This is a genomic window from Methylobacterium tarhaniae (assembly GCF_001043955.1).
GTDB lineage: Bacteria > Pseudomonadota > Alphaproteobacteria > Rhizobiales > Beijerinckiaceae > Methylobacterium > Methylobacterium tarhaniae.
Genome location: NZ_LABZ01000042.1, coordinates 1 through 17393, shown reverse-complemented (window position 1 = coordinate 17393; position 17393 = coordinate 1). Strand labels below are relative to the sequence as shown.

Genomic DNA, 17393 nt, shown 5'->3' with positions numbered 1-17393 from the left:
GGGCGGTCCTTACTTAGAGCCTGAGCAGGGTGTCGAGCATGTCGCGGGCGGCGGTCAGCACCCGGGCATTGGCGCTGTAGGCGGTCTGGAGCTGGATCAGCCGGGACATCTCCTCGTCCACGCTGACGCCGGATTCCTTGCCGAAGCGGCTCTGGGCCGAGGCCAGGGCGATCTGCTGGCCTTCGTCGAGCTGCCGTGCCTCGGCGCTGGCCGCGCCCCGGGCGTCGATGACCGACAGGGCGAAGCCGATGACGGTGGCGGCGCGCGGCGCGCTGACGCCGCCGATGCCGCTCCCCGCCGAGAAGGTCAGGCTGCGGCTGGTCAGCGCGTCGGTGAGGAAGCGCGGCCGGGCGGTGTCGCCGGACTGCGTCGACCCGGAATAGTCCACCAGGGCGGAGTTGTCGGAGACGACCGCCGGGTTGACGGCGAGGCGCTGGGCGAAGCCCGTCAGGTGCGAGCCGCCTTCGAACGAGCCCGTGAACACGCCGTGACCGGCCCCGGCATCGACGAACAGCGCGAAGGCGCCGCTGCCCGTCTTCGTGTCGGCGGCGTTGGTCGGCACCGTGACGGAGGCACCGGCACCGGTGAGCGCGAGGCTCGCCGGATCCGACAGGATGCGCACCGCCCCCGCCGCGCCGCCGGGCGTCGCCGAGACGGTGAAGCCGGTGCCGAGCGCCTCCCCGATCTTCGCCGCGAGGGTCGAGGGCCCGCCCGAGATGTCGACCGGCACCACGAGGGCGGTCGGGTCGTCGGTGAGCGCCGGATCGATCGGCGTCGGCGCCGCCCCGTTCGTCGGCATCAGGATCAGGTTGCGGCCGATCCCCGCCGCATTGCGCACGCCGAGCGTCACGGCGTTGCCGGCCTGGAGACCGGTGAGGTCGATGTCGAAGCCCGTCAGGCCGCCGGCGGAGACCGGGGTGCCGGCCGCCGGCCGGTCGCTCACCGCCCGCGACAGGCCGGCCGCGAGGTCGTCGAGCTGGCGCTGCGCCTGGACCAGGGTGTCGTCGCGCAACGAGACCGCGGCGGCGATCGAGCCGGAGCGGATCGCTCCCGTTTCGATGAGGTCGATCCGCGCGCCGGAGGGCGTCGTCGCCGTCACGGTGCCGACGCCGCGGCGGCCCGGATCCGCGGAATACTGCGCCTCGGCGCCCAGGGTGCCGCGACCGTCGAAGGTGAGGCTCGCCGCCGCGCCGTGGTCGACCAGCGTCGCGCCCGAGGCGGTGAGCAGGGTGACCGAGCCGTCGTGCTGGTCGCTCACCTGCACGTCGAGATAGTGCGAGAGCGCGTTGATCTGCAGGTCGCGCTGGTCGAGGAGTTCGGCCACGCGGGTGTCGCCGCTCGAATTGCCGGTGGCCCCGACGATCTTGGTGTTGAGCGCGGCGATCTGCGACAGCAGCGTGCTGGCCGAGGCGACGTCGCTGGCGAGCTGCGATTCGAGGCCGGTGCGCAGGTCCTGCACGCCCTGCGCGATGCCCGAGATCGTCGTGGCGACGGTCCTGGCGGCGGCGACCGCGGTCGCCCGCGAGGCGGCGGAGGTCGGGTCGGTCGTCAGCCCCTGGAGCGACTGGGCGAAGGTGTTCATCACGCCGTCGAGGGCCGAGGCGCTGCCCGGGACGCCGTAGAGCGCGTCGAGCCGGCCCTGCACCGTGGCGGAGAGACCCGTATAGGCCGCCCCCGCGGTCTCGAGCCGCAGCTGCTTCAACGAGACCGCGTCGAGGGTCCGGCTGATCGTCCCGGTGGCGACGCCGGAATTGCCGGGCTGCGCCACCGGGGTGAGGACGCGCTTGACGTAGCCGGCGCTGCCCGCGTTGGCGACGTTCTGGGCGACGAGGCCGATCGCCGCCTGCGTCACCTGCAGGCCGGCGGTCGCGGTGTTGAGGGCGTTGAGGGACATCGGGCGGATCCGGGGAAACGGGGTGAGGGCCGGGCCGTGCCGCCCGGCCCCGTCTCGGGGCTGCGGCGCGGTCCGGCATCTCGCATCGGCGGGGTCCGGTCACCCGGATTCCCGCGACGGCAACGAAGCGATCCGGTTACCGGATCACGTTGATGAGGTCGGACATCATCTGCTGGGCGGTCGACATCACCCGCGTATTGGCCGAGTAGGCCTGCTGCGTGACGATGAGCTTCGAGAATTCGCCTGCGGTGTCGGTGTTCGACTGCTCGATGTTGCCGCCGATGATCGTGGTGCCGCCCATGCCGGTGAGAGGCCCGCCGGATTCCGCCGTCTGGGCGTAGTTGCCGCCCGAGACCGCCTTCAGGGCGTTCGGCGCGTTGAACCGGGCCACCCCGACCTGGGCCAGGGCCACGCTGTTGCCGTTGGAATAGGTGCCGGTGAGCTTGCCGTCATCCGTCACCGCCAGCGATCTGAGGGTTCCGGCGGCGTAGCCGTTCTGCTGCAGGGTCCTGGTTTCGACCAGCCCCCCGGCCGAGCCGTACTGCGTGAGGGCGCCGGTGCCGAAGTTCAGCGCCGTCGGGCCGAGATTCGTCCCGTTCACCGTCAGGTCGGGGATGGTGAGGCTGGTGCCGGCCGGGGCGGTGAGCTGGCCGCTGCCGTTGAAGGTGAAGGCGGTGCCGACGTTCCGCCAGGTGGCGGGCGAGGTCCCCGCGGCGGTCTGGTTGGCGTAGAACAGGTTCCAGGTGTCGCCGGTCCCCGCCGCCGCGTCGGCATTCGCCACCTTGGCCCAGCGCAGCTGCACGCTCACCGGGGTGCCGGTGCCCGAATAGGCGGTGAGCTCGCCGCCCGCGACGCTGGAACTGACGAAGGCGGTGGAATCGGAGGCGCCGACCGTCGGAGCCGTCGCGGCGGTGCCGGTGAGCACCCGGGCATCGCCGCCCGGGAGCGCGCCGAGGAGGGCCGAGCCCGAGGCGGTGGCCGGGTTGCTCGGCAGGTTGGCCGCGTAGGAGATGCCGGTCGTCGGCTTGGCCGGCAGCGTCGCGTTGGAGACCCGGATCGGCCCGGTGCCGGTCACCTGGCCGCTCACCGGGTCGAGGCTCTGCCCGGTGAGGGCGGCGCCGGCGCCGTTGACGAGGTAGCCGTCCCGGTCCACCGAGAAGTCGCCCCGGCGGGTATAGAGGTTGGTGCCCGAGAAGACCGGCGCGCCGCCATTGTCCCCGCCCTTGGTCTGCACCGTGAAGAAGCCGTCGCCGCTGAGCGCCATGTTGGTGGCGATGCCGGTCGCTGCCACGTTGCCCTGCAGGCTGTTGGTCAGCTGCGAGAAGGCCGCGACCGAGCCGGCGGTCTGCTGCTTGGCCGGCCGCTCGGCCAGCATGTCGACGAAGTCGGTGTCGATCCGCTTGTAGCCGACGGTCTGCGAGTTCGCGATGTTGCCCGAGATGTTCTCGAGGCTGAAGGCCTGGGCCTTGAGACCCGAGACCGAGGTCTGCAGCGCGCTGAAAACGTCCATTTTTCCCAGGGCTCCATCCCGCCAAGGTCACTCGGGAGGGAAGCCGCAAGCCGCATGCCAGCACCAACCACTTGATTTCATTGAGGGGACGATCGAGCGGGGCGGCAAAACCCGCCGGGCGCGGCCGGCGCCTGCGGCAAAATCTGCCGTGGGATGCGAGCGGCGATGTTTACGCGCTGTTGAACCTCTTGCCCTTAGCTGCACTTCTGGACGGCGCTGGACCCGGGACATGCGTACGAGCAAGCGAAGCAGCCTCATCCACCTGATCTATTTCTCGCGCGTGGCGCTCTCCGCCGAGCCGCTGGAGCGTGCGCGCCAGATCAACGACATCGCCCGGCACGCCCAGAAGAAGAACGAGTTCTCGGTGATCACCAGCCTGCTGATCGTCGATCAGGGCTACTTCATCCAGATCCTCGAGGGCGAGCGGATGTCGGTGCAGGAGACGTTCCAGCGGATCAGCGCAGACCCCCGCCACCGCGACGTGCACATCGTCGAGTGGCGGGAGATCACCAAGCGCGAGTTCGTGACCTCGTTCGCCGCGGCGCCGCGCACGCCGGCCAACGATGCCCTGTTCCAGAAGGCCAATCTGGGGCCGATGCTCCAGCGCGGCACGCCGAAGGCCAGCACGATCTATGCCCTCGCCCAGGCGCTTCAGGCCGAGACCATGGCCAAGCAGGGCATCGACCATCTGTTCGTCTAGGAACCGCCGGGAGCCCCCGGTGATCCGTCATGAAACCTAACCCTGCTGGCTGGTTCCGATGAGCGAAGCCCCTCCGATCCTGATCGTCGACGACCAGGTCAAACTCGTCCGCTTGGTGACCGAGCTGATGAACCGTCTCGGCTTCCCCGAGGTGGAAGGCGTGGTTGACGGGCCGCAGGCGCTCGAGCAGCTGCGCACCAAGCGCTACGGCCTGGTGATCTCCGACCTCGACATGGAGCCGATGGACGGCATCCAGCTCCTGCGCGAGATCCGGGCCGACGACGTGCTGCACAACACGCCGTTCATCCTCACCGAGACCTCGTTCAGCTTCGAGGACATCAACGTCGCGCACCTCGCCGGCGCCGATGCCTTCATCCTCAAGCCGTTCGACCTGTCGTTGCTGAAGACCAAGCTGAAGCAGGTGCTCAACGGCCGGCCGCGCAAGCGCGAGGCGCCGGTGGGTCCGCTCTCGAGCCTCAACGTCGACTTTCCGCTTCTCGGCAAGTTCTAAAGCCCGGCGCCGCCCCTCGCGGGGCGGGCGCCGGCTCGCCCTCACGCCCGGCGCTTCTGGTAATCCTTGACGTCGGTGAAGCGGATCGCGGGCGCCCTTTCCTCCTCGTAGCGCAGCGAGAAGCCGGTGGTCGCCATGAAGACCGGCGCCCCGTCGAGGTCGCTGGCCATCGACGAGCCGTGCGAGCCGATGAACTTGTCGAGCTCGGCCTGGTCCTCCGCCTCGATCCAGCGGCAGATGGTGAAGCGGGTCGGCTCGTAATCGATCGGCAGGCCGTACTCGGCCTGGAGCCGCTCCTTCAGCACGTCGAGCTGCAGCGCGCCGACCACGCCGACGATCGCGCCCGAGCCGTCCTGCGGCAGGAAGAGCTGCACCACCCCCTCCTCGGCCATCTGCTGCAAGGCCTCGCGCAGCTTCTTGGCCTTCATCGCGTCGGTGAGCTTGATCCGGCGCAGGATCTCGGGGGCGAAGCTCGGCACGCCGCGGAAGACCAGCTCCTCGCCCTCGGTCAGCGTGTCGCCGATGCGCAAGGTCCCGTGGTTGGGAATGCCGACGACGTCGCCCGCATAGGCCTCGTCGGCGATGGCCCGGTCCTGGGCGAAGAAGAATTGCGGCGCCGAGAGCGAGATCGGCTTGCCGGTGCGCACCAGCCTCGCCTTCATGCCGCGGCTGAGCTTGCCGGAGCAGACCCGCATGAAGGCGATGCGATCCCGGTGATTCGGGTCCATGTTCGCCTGGATCTTGAACACGAAGCCGGTCATCTTCGGCTCGGTCGGCGAGACCGCGCGGATGTCGGCGTCCTGGCCGCGCGGCGGCGGAGCCACCTCGGCCAGCCCGTCGATCAGGTCGCGCACGCCGAAATTGCGCAGGGCGCTGCCGAAGAAGACCGGGGTCAGGTGACCCTCGCGGAACGCCTCGAGGTCGAAGGGCTTGCAGCCGCCCTCCGCCAGTTCCGCCTCCTCGCGCCAGGTCGCGGCGTCGCCGGCTTCCGGCAGCAGGGTGTCGAAGAGCGGGTCGTCGAGGCCCGAGACCGGCACCGTGCCGGCATCGTCCGCCGCGTCGAGCCGGCGCACCCGGCGCCGCAGCAGGTCGTAGGTGCCGGCGAAGCTCCGGCCGCGGCCGATCGGCCAGGTCACCGGCGCGACGTCGAGGGCGAGCGTCTTCTCGATCTCGTCGAGGAGGTCGAAGGGGTCGCGGGATTCCCGGTCGAGCTTGTTGACGAAGGTGACGATCGGGATGTCGCGCAGGCGGCAGACCTCGAACAGCTTGCGGGTGCGCGCCTCGATGCCCTTGGCGGCGTCGATCACCATCACGGCGGAATCGACCGCGGTCAGCGTCCGGTAGGTGTCCTCCGAGAAGTCCTCGTGGCCCGGCGTGTCGAGCAGGTTGAAGACGCAGTCGCCGTACTCGAAGGTCATCACCGAGGTGACGACCGAGATGCCGCGCTCCTTCTCGATGCCCATCCAGTCCGAGCGGGTGGAGACGCGGTTGCGCTTGGCCTTGACCTCGCCGGCGAGCTGGATCGCGCCGCCGAACAGCAGGAGCTTCTCGGTCAGCGTGGTCTTGCCGGCATCCGGGTGCGAGATGATCGCGAAGGTGCGGCGCCGGGCGACCGGATCGGCGGGAGCGCGCGGGGCGTCTGTCTGCATCAGCATGGGAATGTGTCTAGGCCCGGGCCCGGAATCTGTCCCCCGCCAGGGGCCCGGTCGTCGGTGAGGGAGGATCGATCCCCATATGGGGATGCGCGGGCGACGCGTCAGCGCCCGCGCCGCTCTCTAGCCCAAACCGGTCCCCAGCCCAAGCCGGCGCCGGGGGACCGGAGCCCCCGGGAGCGCCCTCCCCTCTCAGCCGCGGCCGATGAACGGCATCTTGGTCGCCATCACGGTCATGAACTGCACGTTGGCGTCGAGCGGCAGGCCCGCCATGTAGACCACCGCGTCGGCGACGTGCTTGGCGTCCATGGTCGGCTCGGGCCGGGTCGAGCCGTCGGGCTGGGGCACGCCGGCCTGCATCCGCACGGTCATGTCGGTGGCGGCATTGCCGATATCGACCTGGCCGCAGGCGATGTCGTGGGCGCGCCCGTCGAGGGACGTCGAGCGGGTCAGGCCCGTGATGGCGTGCTTGGTGGCAGTGTAGGGCGCCGAGAACGGCCGCGGCACATGGGCCGAGATCGAGCCGTTGTTGATGATGCGCCCGCCATGCGGCCGCTGCTTCTTCATCAGCCGGAACGCGCCCTGGGTGCACAGGAAGGCGCCGGTGAGATTGGTGTCGACCACGGCCTTCCAGGTCGCCACCGGCAGTTCGTCCAGTTCGACCGGCGGCGCGCCGATGCCCGCATTGTTGAACAGCACGTCGAGGCGGCCGAACGTCTCCTCGAGGCGCCGGAAGAGCTCGGCCACCGAGGCCTCGTCGCCGATATCGGTCGGCTGCGCGAGCGCCCGCCGGCCCTTGGCCTCGATCTCGGCGGCCACCGCCTGCAGCGGCTCGGGCCGGCGCCCCGACAGCACCACGTCGTAGCCGGCTTGCGCGAGCCCGAGCGCCACCGCGCGCCCCACCCCCGAGCCGGCCCCTGTCACCAGCGCGACCTTCTGCGTGCTCATGCGCCTCTCCTCCCCGTCTCTTTGCGTTCGTTGCCGTTGGCGCGTTCCCGCATACACGAGCCCGAAAGGCGCTCCAACCGCCAGCCCCACCCGGAACTTCACCGCCACGGTTGCCAGCGCCGCCCCGCCCGGCTATGGAAGCGCCAGCCGCGCGTTGGGGCGTCGCCAAGCGGTAAGGCAGCGGTTTTTGGTACCGCCATTCCCAGGTTCGAATCCTGGCGCCCCAGCCACCTTTTCACCTAACCCATTCAGAACGCTCACGATCTCGCGCAGGCGCCCTGCGGAGTGAGCCGGTTGCTACATTCCGCTGCTACACAGGCCGCCCGCCCGGGCGGCGAGGGAGCGGAGTGGGGTCCATCGCCAACGTCGTCCTCCGGGGACGAATCTTCCATTTTCGGCGCCGCGTGCCGGACACGCTCAGACCGAGGCTGCGCCTGAAGGAACTGGTGCGCAGCCTCGCGACCACCGACCTTCGTGCTGCCAAGGCGAGAGCCTGTCGGGTATACCTCGCGTCGGAGACCCTGTTCACGGCTCTGTGCGCGACGCCGATGCTGACTGACGACCAACTCGCCCGCCTCGTGCAGGACTTCTACGGAACGATCCTCGACGGGGATGGACAGGGACGACTGACGCACGCAGCGATCACCGCCGACATGCGGGAGCGGCGCGTCGCCCAATACGAGACGATGGCGGCGCAGGCACGCGACGCTCTCGCCTGCAATCGCCTGGAAGAGGCGGGCTTCGTCACCGTCGCCATGCTCCGCAAGCAGGGCATCGCGGCGGCCGACCTCGAACCGCGTGCAGTCGCGCAAGCACGGCAGGCGATGCTGCGGGCTGGCATCGACGTCGCCGAAGCGCTCAAGGCCCGTTACGAGGGCGACTTCAACTTCGAGCCCCGCGACCGCCTGCTCAAGATGCAACTGGCGGCACTCGACGAGGCTCCGAAAGCCCCGCCCACGGAGAACACTGCGGCACCCCGCCCCGCCGAAAAGGACGCAGTGCCGCCGCACGCCCCCGAGCTTTTTTCGGCAGTCGCCGCCACGTTCCGAAACACACAAGCCGCCACCAACACTTGGGACAACCAGACCGTGTCCCAAGCAGGCGCAACATTCCGCCTGTTCGTCGACATCTGCGGAGACCGCCCCCTCGCCGCCTACACCCGCAAGGACGCCGGCCACTTTCGCAGCCTCGTCGAGCGGCTCCCGAACGACTACGGCAAACACCCCCGCCGCCGAAACCTCACAGTTGAGGAGATTCTGGCGGCACACGAGGCACTACCCGACAACCAGCGCACACAGCCGATCACGCAGCGGACGGTGAAGCGGCACTTCTCGGCTCTATCGGCACTCTGGACGGCCGCGGTTGCGAGAGACGAGGCGGCAGCGAACATCTTCCTGGGCTTCCGCTTCAGCAACACCCGCAAGGCGAGCGAGCAACGCGCCATGTGGGAGCGGGACGAACTCGCCCGCCTCTTCGCAACGCCAATCTGGACAGGCTGTGCCTCCCCCGGCCGGCGAACCACACCGGGCAGCCTCATTCTACGCGACGAGAAGTTCTGGCTGCCCCTGATCGCCGTGTTCTCCGGCATGCGCCAGGAAGAGATCTGCCAGCTGCATGCCGAGGACATCCGGCAGGACGAGGGCATCTGGTTCATCGACATCAACGACCGGCCCCCGCGGAAACTCAAGAACGCGACGGCGGTCCGGCGCGTACCGATCCACTCGCAGCTGATCCGCCTGGGCTTCCTCGCGCATGTCGACGCGCAGCGCCGCCGCCGGCAAGACCGCATCTTTCCCACGCTCGAACCCGGAGGAGCCGACGGTCGACTGGGTCACGCCTTCACCAAGTGGTTCACCCGCTATCGACGCGACGTGAAGCTCTACCGGCAGGGACTCGACTTCCACTCGTTCCGGCACACCGCGACGACGCTGATGCACCAAGCCGGCACAGCGACCGCCGTCATCGACCACGTGACCGGACACGTCACGCCGGGCGAGACCGCGCGGTACACCAAGCGTTCGTCATTATCCCAGCTGAAGGCAGCCATTGAGACGATCGTGATCGAACCCGGCTTGGCTCATCTGCTGCCGGAGACCGGCAATGGGTCGCGGCCCACCTCAAGCCGACCCTCCGCGGCAAAAGCCTAGAAACCGCTGCCACGAGACTCGACACGTCGGAACCACGGCGCTACGCACGACTTGAGACGTGTACCACGTGCGGAGCCTCGGAGGGAAAGTGGCCGCATACTCCATGCAACAGCGCGTGAAGCAGCTCGCGCGCGCTTCACCTACCCTGGCTCGGCTTCAGGCGTTCATATTCGGAGAGACGCTCGAAGCCGCGCTTCTGGCGGCCGTCCCTCAGGGCAAGCCACCCGTCGGCGCCATAAGCGGGCTCCTAATCGACAAGTTCGGCATAGACACATTCAAATCGCCGCAGACGAAGCAATTCGTCGGAGTAGCGGTCGCAGCCAAGCTCGAAACGCTTGGGTACGTCGCAACCGGCAAGCGCATCCGCATCACCAACGACCCAATCTTCACAACAGGCGGCCTCTTCCGGAAGGTGGCCGCTTCGCCGAGATCCTCGTCCCATGAACTGCTCGCGCGGTTCGTGGCTGCTCTGACCGAGGACGAAGCTCTGATCGTCGCGGAACTGCTCGCCCAGAAGCGCACACTGGCCGAAATTTCCCGTAACCCGGAAGACTGAGCCGAAGACGGGCGCGCCCACGCGCTAAACTGCGGCACAAAGCGGACGACACTGCGTCGGTCCGCACAGACTTTCACTGCGGCCCCTCACCTACCCTGACGCCCACACCGTGGGCCGTCGGTCGACGACCTGCGCCGCAAACTCATCGGGAGCGAGCCGACATGTCGAATGATCTTTCCAGTCTCGCGTGGCAACCACCTACCCCCGCACAGCCCACAGTCCTCGGTCGGCCACGCCGCTTCGAGGACGTGTCCGGTCAAGAGGACGCTGACAGAGACATCCAGGCTTTCCTCGAAGACGCGCTCGACCCAGCTCCTCCGAAGCCACGTTGCCGGACACTGCTTCTCAGCGGCGTCCCGGGGATCGGAAAGACGACGATCGCGCGCATCCTGGGGAACATCGCTCTGTGCTGGAATCCGACTGAAGGCCATCAAGCTTGTGGCACCTGCGCCATCTGCAAGGCCTTCCAGGAAAACCCTCCACGCGGCATCGACGACTACTTCGAGATCAGTGCAGCCGAATACTCCGGCGTCCACGCGATGTCGCACCTCGTGGCACTGATGCGCCGCGCGCCCCTAGGTCGCTTCAAGGTGGGCTTCGCAGACGAAGCGCATCGCGCGTCCCGCACGGGAAAAGACGCACTCCTGAAGGACCTCGAAGAGCCCTCCCCCTACGCAATCTACATCCTTGCCACCACAGAACCGGACAAGCTCGGCGCCGCCCTCCTATCGCGCTGCCACCACGTGCGTCTGAGGCCACCCTCTATGACGGACCGCCTGCACTTCCTCCGCCGGCGATGCGAGGTTGGATGGGGCTTGCCCCCCGAGACTTACGAACCGGCGGCACTCGAGCGCCTCGCCGTCCGAGTCGGTGCCAACTACCGCGAACTCGCGGCGGCACTCGACCGCTGTATCACCGCTGGCCCCCTGACGACCGACACGGTCGACCGCCTGTTCCCAGACCCGCTCGCCGCGTGCCTGTGCAGCGCCGAAGCCCTTCTCGACGACGATCTGTCCGGCGCCATCTCCGCCCTGGTGGAAGCGCCTGGTACCCCCGACGAAAAGCGGGCCGCGATGCAGAGCCTCCTGTTGGGGCTCAGCCTCGCCGGCGTCCGAGGCGTCGTGACACCCTACGACCCGCTGAGCGACGTTCCTCTGAAGCGACGGCAGGCGTTGGTGGCGCGCTTCGAAGCTCGCCGCCCCCAGTCCGTATCCCTCGCAACCTACCTGGAGGACTGTGCGCGATTCTGGGGGGCATCCCGGTGACGCAGGACGAGCTCATCCTCCACGTAACCGGGTTCTACGACCTTCTCGGCACGGCGCGCGGCGGACCGGAGCACATCGAGCCTTCCGCCGATGGTGATCCACAACCAAAGGCACGCAACACCGTCCCCCGGTGTCGTCGCAGTCTCGCGGCGCACGAGCGTGCGACCGCACGCTCGCACGACGGACGGCGGCATCTGTATCTCAACGCTGCGCAAGCCCATGCCCTGTACCGAGCCGCCTCCTTTCTCGCGCAGGAAACCGGGCGCCTGCTCAACGTCCGCGTGACCTTCGACCATGGGCGCGACAAGCAGGATGCGGGTGCCGACGCGATTGCGGCCGTCACGGACTTCTGCCGTCGCGCTCGGGCTCTCCTCCAGCGGCGGGGCCAGGACGACTTTCCGTTCCTCTCCGTTCATGAAGTGAACGCCGAAGGGCGCTTCGTCACCGAACTCACCGCGCATGTCGCCCCAGACCAGCGCCTCGCCCGCTTCACGACATGGGCGGCGGAAGACTTCACGACGACCCGGCGCCGCACCGCACCCCGGATTCGAGTCGGAGCCTGCCGCGCCACGGCGCGGGCCGAGAGGGTCGCCTACCATGCCACGTCGCTCCGACGGCTTCTGCGTGGCCTCGATCCAAACATCTACGACTGGGACGAGCAGGATGTCCGGCAGCCGCTGATCGACCTACTCGGTGTGCCCGTATCGGAGCGTCGTACGATCGGCGCGATCGATGCAGCGCAGCGCATCAGTACCTCGGACTCGCTCGCCCCAGGAGCGAGGCGCACGGCGGAGGCGGACGGCATGGGCCTCCTCGACCCGATGCAGGACCGCGCTTGGCCCTGGCTCTTTTCCGGATGGGAACTCGACGAGTACCACGCCCGATCGGCAGAGCGTGAGGCGCGCGGGCAGGCCCGCGCCCGAATCGACGCCCTTTACCCAATCGGACCCAACACCCTCGTGTCCGCGCGCCGGGCCGCAGAACTGGCCGATCTCGAAGCCCGCTGCCGCTGGCCAGCTGAGTGCCGGCCCCGATCCTGGGGCGTATGGCTCCCGCCGACGATGGAGCTACCCGCTCCCGACCTCGAGAGCCCTTCACGATGACCCTGCTACATGGAGCAAGATCATGACGGACGCTGATCACGACACCACGGCAGCGGCGGTCCCAGTCGCCGACTCAGCACCTGGCCCCACCCCGGTCGACGTCGCACCTGCGCACCAGCCCAAGCCGCCCTTCGTCCCCCCACACGCTTCCGAACCCCCAGTGTCAGGTACCTCGATTGAGCTCAACTCCACCCCTACCGCGATCGACACGCCGCTCGATCAACCGGCACCAGCGCTCCCCACCGGGGACGGCTTAGCAGGCGGACGGGACGAAGGTCCGCGAGAGGTCGCACCGCAGGCCGGAAAACCGGAGGAAGCGATCCGCTTCCAGACCTACCACAAGAACTTGCTCTTGCTGCGCGATATCACTGCCACAATGCTACCCACGCCGGTCGCAGCCAAACCGGGTACGAATGCCGTGGGCGCCACAGTACCGTGCGAAGTAGCGCCGGATGGGCTGCGTGTCGCCTTCTGCAACGGTTCCATCAGCTGTCACCTTCGGGTTCCGTACGCTGCCGGCACGACGCCGAGCGGCACTGGACTCCTTCAAATCCCCGCGCAGATCCTGCGGCTAGCAGCATGGCAGATCGTGAAGAACAAGCCGAAAACGGCTTCCACACAACCTAAAGCAACAAGACGGAGACTTGCGCCGCGTGCCATCTACAAGTACGTCCCGGACAAACCAGCACATTGGGCCTTCCTCCCGCAGACATCGGACGGCCAGCTGATCCATGGCGGCACAGAGCTTAACTTCTCTGCCCTAGCCGACACGAGTATTCTTCTGGAGGAAGCTCCCGGACTGAGCGAACCAGTCCAGATCTCCCCCGATCGGATCCGCACCGCCCTGCTCGCCACCAAGCCTGCAGCTGGCACGAAGATCAATGCCCTGCCTCAGCTGAGGCAAGTCTCGATCGAAGATGGAGTCGTCCGCGCGACGAACCTGCAGATGTACGCCTTCCACAGCGACATAGCCGTCGCCGGATTATCCTTCCGCGTTGCAGCGCAAGACATCTCGGCACTCACCTCTCTCATGCGCCATCTGGACCCAACCGCGACGACACTCCGCACGGCGGGCCTGATGTGCGTGATCCAGGACACACGGCTCACCATCCGCTTCACGCAGCCCCTCGACAACTTCCCAGTTATCAAGCCCCGCTCGTCCCATCGACCAACGCTGGCAGTGCAGTGCGAACACGCGGAACTCTCGCGGCTGGTCGATATCGCCTACCTTACCGCCCACGAAGACAGGGAAGCCCAAAGGCGCCTTCGGCTTCACTTCCGGGTTGCACTCGTCGACGGGCAGATCACTTTCGGCACCGAGGCTACGTGGGAGGTGAATCGCTTCAGGGGTGACCTTCGCAGCATCATAATCGAGCCTGAGCAAGCCCACAGTCTCCGCGAGCGCCTGAGCCCGCCCCTCTCGCCAACACTCACGCCCGACCGCGAGCATGCCGAAGAGGGCCCTACACAGCCCGAGGCGCCACCAACAATCGAACTCGGCCGCTATGTCGTGTCCGATCTCCTGCGAGCAATACGACTCCTACGCAGCAGCTTTCTTCTGCTCGAGTTCATCGACGACAGAGCCCTCATCGTCTCGGAGACAACGGCGGAGTACACGACGGACTACGTTATGGTGTCCGGGACGCAAGATGACACTCACGGACTACCGCAACGCCGATCCAAACGCTGGGACGCCCCGTCGCGGCTCCGGGCCTGAACGAACCTGCACCGCGGGTCGGCGACGCCAAGCCAACGTCGCCGACCCGCCAGTGCCGGCCCGATCCGGTTCGGAAGCTTCTACCAGCCCTCACACACGTCCTCCGCGTGCATTACGGACGCCAGCACCTAATGCACGGCCAAGGACGGCCTTACGCACGTCCAGCAGCAGCAGGGATAACCGGGAGACACACCTAAATCATTGACACAAAACAACAATTTTACCGGCAACCCCGCCGACGGCGGCTAGCAAACATGGTTTCGAGCCTGCACGCGATAGGACGGCCTACCCACCAAGCGGCGGCACCTCACCGCCCAGTCGGCCCTTCAGAACCCGAGGAATACTGACTACATGTCAGCGGCGACGTCCGCCCGGGAGGGGTACGGGCGGCGTAGCACCTTCGGCCGGTACCACGAACAACTCGCCCAACGGTACGGCCAGCGCCTCAGCGACCTTGTCGAGCAGATCGACCGTTGGGTTCTCCGCCTGACGCTCCAAACCGCCAAGATACGCCCGGTCCACGCCCGCGTCCGCAGCCAGCCGCTCCTGGCTAAGCCCTTGCGCCACGCGCACGCGGCGCAGGTTCCACGCGACCAAAGCTCGTCCCTTCATGGACGAGGATCAAGGGTCAGGGCGGGCTATCAAACCACTGGCTATAGCCACAGGGAACGGCTACGGTCGGTCCGCGGCAAGGAAGACCGTACGGGGCAAGCAGGGCCACGATGCGGGTGCGCATTCACCGCGGCACGCGCGAGATCGGCGGCACCTGCGTCGAGCTCGCCCACGATGGCGCCCGGCTCCTCCTCGACCTCGGCCTGCCCCTCGACGCCACGGCAAACGACGCGACCTGTCACCCACCGGTCGAAGGACTCGACGGCAGCAGCGATCTCCTCGCGCTCATTCTCAGCCACGGGCACCGCGACCATGTCGGGCTGAGCCACCTCGCCGGTCCCGACCTGCCGGTTGCGCTCGGCGCGGCGACGCTCCGCATCCTCCAGGCCGCCGCCACCTTCGTGCCCGACACTTGGGTACCACCGAACACGGCGACCTTCGGCAACGGCCAGTCCCTCACCTTCGGCCCCTTCACCGTCACGCCGATTCTCGTCGACCACTCCGCCTTCGATGCCTACGCGCTCCTAGTCGAAGCCGGCGGGCAGCGGCTGCTCTATTCCGGCGACCTGCGCGCGCACGGGCGCAAGGGCGCCCTCTTCGACCGCCTCGTCCGAAGCCCGCCGCGCGATATCGACGCCCTCCTCATGGAAGGATCGAGCCTCGGGCGACTCAATGACGAGCGCCGCTTTCCGACCGAGGACGAGATCGAGAACCGCTTCGTCGCGCGGTTCCGCGAGATGTCGGGTCTGGCCCTCGTCGCGGCCTCCGCCCAGAACATCGACCGCGTCGTCTCGCTCTACCGCGCCTGCAAGCGCACCGGCCGCACGCTGATCCTCGACCTGTACGCCGCCGAGATCCTGACCGCGACCGGCCACCCCAGCATCCCGCAATCCGACTGGCCGGGCGTGGCGGTCTTCGTCCCGCACCACCAGCGCGTGCGCATCAAGCGCACCGGCCGCTTCGACCTACTCGCGCGGCACAGCCACCAGCGCATCTACGCGGAGCACTTCGCGGCGCTCGCGCCCCAGGCGGCCCTGCTGTTCCGGCACTCTCTGCTGCCAGACCTCGACCGGGCCGGCTGCCTCGCGGGCGCCGAGGCGATCTGGTCACAGTGGGACGGCTACCTCCAGCAGCCCCGGGGGCAGGCGCTCGCCGCCGACCTTGCCGCCCGCGACATCCCGCTGACCCACGCCCACACCTCGGGTCATGCCAGCATCCCAGACCTCAAGCGTCTGGTGGCGGCGATCGCACCCCGGCGGCTCGTGCCGATTCACACCTTCGAGCCGCAGCGCTTCCCAGCGCTGTTCGGTGCCAGCGTCGACATCAAGGAGGACGGACAGTGGTGGGACACGACGGCATGAGCGAGACAACACCCTATCGAGCCCTGGGCGAGCCGTTCCTCGCGGCGCTCGAAGCCCTCGCGACTGCGCCGCATGGCGGCTGGTGGGCCGACGTCCTCGCCGACCCGGACCTGCTGCTGGCGGTGCGCGACCGCTCGCTCAACGTCTACTATCGCGGCGCGTCGCTGTTCCGGATTACCCCGGCGGGCGCGGGCGTCTCGGCTGAGACGCACGTGAAGTACCTCGTGCGCCAGCGTCAAGCGCTGACCCGGCTCGGCCAGGACGGGGGCTTCGCGCTCGACCCAGGCACGGCGGTGTGGACGCGCTACGAGGGGCCCGGCACGCTGGCCGAGATGAAGCGGGCCGCTGCCGCACTCTCCGGCCTGGAGAAGGCGGGCGTGCACGCGCTTGTGCAGGTTAGCCCGAACGTCGTCGATGTCGAGATCGCGCTCACCGGCGCACAGATGGAGGCTGCGCCCACCGAACGGGAGGACGCGGAAGCAGACACCATGCTCCTGGCGCCGGACACTGAAGCCTCGGCAACTCCAACTCCGGCTCAGACCCGCCAGGATCGGCTCGACGCCGCGAGCCTGGAGGAGCGGGGCGCAGCCAACGAGGCGTGGCTGGTGTTCCACGAGGCCAAGCTCGCTGCGAACCCGAGCCTTCGTTCGAAGACCACCCCGGCGATCGTTACACAGGTCGCCCGCTACCGCGCGACACTGACTGAGCAGGCGGACCGGCTGGTAGAGAGCTACCCGGCTCTGTGCCGCGATCTCGTCCGCCTCGATGCCCTGCGCCGGGCGGTGCGTGCCGCCCGCGGCCTCGCCGCCGTGCCGACCCTCGATCCACTCGTGGACGAGGTCGCCCGCGGCGTGCGCCTGCTCCGGGTCGACACCGAGCCGCGTCTCGTGGTGTTCGGCTTCGATGCCGACCAGCGTGACGGCGCACTGAAGGGGGTGATCGACGAACTACGCGGCCAGCACAGGCTACAGGTCTATGCGGTCGGCCGGCCCAGCGGGCGCACGACGGCTGCCTTTCGCCACCCCACCGACGCGGTCTGACAGCACCCGCCCAGATAGGGTGCGACCGCCGGCCGCGGCAGGAATCTGCGTCCGGCGGTAAAATCCAAGGGGGGTCAACGGGAATACATATCCTCGGCTCTGCCGGAGCCTCCGCGAGACCCCTTCGTCATGTCCAGCCCATTCCTGTCCTCCACCCTGTACGCCGCACACCACACCTCCGTGCGTAAACTTGCGACGGTCCGCACGGACTACACGTTGCGGGCGATCCGTTGCTCAGGGCTGACGCCGAGCGAGTGCCACGCCGCGGTCGCGCTTTAGCCCCTTCAGACATCATTCGTTCCCTCAACCCGCTCTGCCTGCTGAGACAAGCACGGCAGCGGACGACGCAGGACCGCGCATCATGGCCCGCCCCCACC

At 68.3% G+C, this 17393-nt stretch carries 14 protein-coding genes and 1 tRNA gene; 10 read left to right on the top strand and 5 right to left on the bottom strand.

What is annotated here, in order from left to right; translation table 11 throughout:
* Positions 1-13: 13 nt before the first annotated feature.
* Both flgK and VQ03_RS07470 read right to left on the bottom strand, forming a co-directional pair.
* Positions 14-1894, bottom strand: coding sequence for a flagellar hook-associated protein FlgK (flgK, locus tag VQ03_RS07475; RefSeq protein ID WP_048450251.1), 1881 nt, complete (start codon positions 1892-1894; stop codon positions 14-16).
* A 136-nt stretch (positions 1895-2030) separates the two neighbouring features.
* A complete protein-coding gene (locus VQ03_RS07470; protein WP_048450250.1) occupies positions 2031-3404 on the bottom strand; it encodes a flagellar hook protein FlgE in 1374 nt (457 codons plus the stop codon).
* Positions 3405-3633: 229 nt separating this feature from the next.
* Between VQ03_RS07470 and VQ03_RS07465 the strand changes: the two genes are divergently transcribed.
* Entirely contained in the window at positions 3634-4104 is a 471-nt protein-coding gene (locus VQ03_RS07465) for a BLUF domain-containing protein (RefSeq protein ID WP_048450249.1), read from the top strand.
* A gap of 58 nt (positions 4105-4162) precedes the next feature.
* Complete coding sequence (locus VQ03_RS07460; RefSeq protein ID WP_048450248.1) at positions 4163-4615, top strand: response regulator; 453 nt, start codon at positions 4163-4165, stop codon at positions 4613-4615.
* Between the two features lie 41 nt (positions 4616-4656).
* On the opposite strand, the gene VQ03_RS07455 is transcribed toward VQ03_RS07460, so the two are convergent.
* Positions 4657-6270, bottom strand: a complete 1614-nt coding sequence (locus VQ03_RS07455; RefSeq protein ID WP_048450247.1) for a peptide chain release factor 3 — start codon at positions 6268-6270, stop codon at positions 4657-4659.
* A 189-nt stretch (positions 6271-6459) separates the two neighbouring features.
* Entirely contained in the window at positions 6460-7215 is a 756-nt protein-coding gene (locus VQ03_RS07450) for an SDR family oxidoreductase (protein WP_048450246.1), read from the bottom strand.
* 155 nt (positions 7216-7370) lie between these two features.
* Here VQ03_RS07450 and VQ03_RS07445 point away from each other — a divergent pair.
* The 6 genes from VQ03_RS07445 (at position 7371) to VQ03_RS32815 (ending at position 14003) form a co-directional block, all read left to right on the top strand.
* Positions 7371-7445 (top strand) — tRNA-Gln (locus tag VQ03_RS07445).
* A gap of 117 nt (positions 7446-7562) precedes the next feature.
* Entirely contained in the window at positions 7563-9362 is a 1800-nt protein-coding gene (locus VQ03_RS07440) for a site-specific integrase (RefSeq protein WP_083467834.1), read from the top strand.
* A gap of 88 nt (positions 9363-9450) precedes the next feature.
* Entirely contained in the window at positions 9451-9918 is a 468-nt protein-coding gene (locus tag VQ03_RS07435) for a hypothetical protein (RefSeq protein ID WP_157063997.1), read from the top strand.
* 161 nt (positions 9919-10079) lie between these two features.
* Positions 10080-11183 carry an AAA family ATPase gene (locus VQ03_RS07430; RefSeq protein WP_083467833.1) on the top strand — a complete coding sequence of 368 codons (1104 nt, stop codon included), beginning with the start codon at positions 10080-10082 and terminating at the stop codon, positions 11181-11183.
* Positions 11180-12286, top strand: coding sequence for a hypothetical protein (locus tag VQ03_RS07425; RefSeq protein ID WP_157063996.1), 1107 nt, complete (start codon positions 11180-11182; stop codon positions 12284-12286). Before VQ03_RS07430 ends, VQ03_RS07425 begins: the two co-directional genes overlap by 4 nt.
* Positions 12287-12446: 160 nt before the next feature.
* Positions 12447-14003 carry a hypothetical protein gene (locus tag VQ03_RS32815; protein WP_157063995.1) on the top strand — a complete coding sequence of 519 codons (1557 nt, stop codon included), beginning with the start codon at positions 12447-12449 and terminating at the stop codon, positions 14001-14003.
* 354 nt (positions 14004-14357) lie between these two features.
* Here VQ03_RS32815 and VQ03_RS07415 read toward each other — a convergent pair whose 3' ends face one another.
* On the bottom strand, positions 14358-14615 hold the full coding sequence (locus VQ03_RS07415; RefSeq protein ID WP_048450241.1) for a helix-turn-helix domain-containing protein: 258 nt from the start codon (positions 14613-14615) through the stop codon (positions 14358-14360).
* 110 nt (positions 14616-14725) lie between these two features.
* Between VQ03_RS07415 and VQ03_RS07410 the strand changes: the two genes are divergently transcribed.
* Positions 14726-15976 carry an MBL fold metallo-hydrolase gene (locus VQ03_RS07410; RefSeq protein ID WP_048450240.1) on the top strand — a complete coding sequence of 417 codons (1251 nt, stop codon included), beginning with the start codon at positions 14726-14728 and terminating at the stop codon, positions 15974-15976.
* The gene (locus VQ03_RS07405) at positions 15973-17016 is read left to right on the top strand and encodes a hypothetical protein (RefSeq protein ID WP_048450265.1); all 1044 of its coding nucleotides are present in this window, start codon (positions 15973-15975) and stop codon (positions 17014-17016) included. Before VQ03_RS07410 ends, VQ03_RS07405 begins: the two co-directional genes overlap by 4 nt.
* Positions 17017-17393: the final 377 nt, after the last annotated feature.

What these genes read in the sequence shown, in the direction of transcription:
- flgK (WP_048450251.1), bottom strand. Translation starts at nt 1,894, where the DNA reads ATGTCCCTCAACGCCCTCAACACCGCGACCGCCGGCCTGCAGGTGACG.
- VQ03_RS07470 (WP_048450250.1), bottom strand. Translation starts at nt 3,404, where the DNA reads ATGGACGTTTTCAGCGCGCTGCAGACCTCGGTCTCGGGTCTCAAGGCC.
- VQ03_RS07465 (WP_048450249.1), top strand. Translation starts at nt 3,634, where the DNA reads ATGCGTACGAGCAAGCGAAGCAGCCTCATCCACCTGATCTATTTCTCG.
- VQ03_RS07460 (WP_048450248.1), top strand. Translation starts at nt 4,163, where the DNA reads ATGAGCGAAGCCCCTCCGATCCTGATCGTCGACGACCAGGTCAAACTC.
- VQ03_RS07455 (WP_048450247.1), bottom strand. Translation starts at nt 6,270, where the DNA reads ATGCTGATGCAGACAGACGCCCCGCGCGCTCCCGCCGATCCGGTCGCC.
- VQ03_RS07450 (WP_048450246.1), bottom strand. Translation starts at nt 7,215, where the DNA reads ATGAGCACGCAGAAGGTCGCGCTGGTGACAGGGGCCGGCTCGGGGGTG.
- VQ03_RS07430 (WP_083467833.1), top strand. Translation starts at nt 10,080, where the DNA reads ATGTCGAATGATCTTTCCAGTCTCGCGTGGCAACCACCTACCCCCGCA.
- VQ03_RS07415 (WP_048450241.1), bottom strand. Translation starts at nt 14,615, where the DNA reads ATGAAGGGACGAGCTTTGGTCGCGTGGAACCTGCGCCGCGTGCGCGTG.
- VQ03_RS07410 (WP_048450240.1), top strand. Translation starts at nt 14,726, where the DNA reads ATGCGGGTGCGCATTCACCGCGGCACGCGCGAGATCGGCGGCACCTGC.
- VQ03_RS07405 (WP_048450265.1), top strand. Translation starts at nt 15,973, where the DNA reads ATGAGCGAGACAACACCCTATCGAGCCCTGGGCGAGCCGTTCCTCGCG.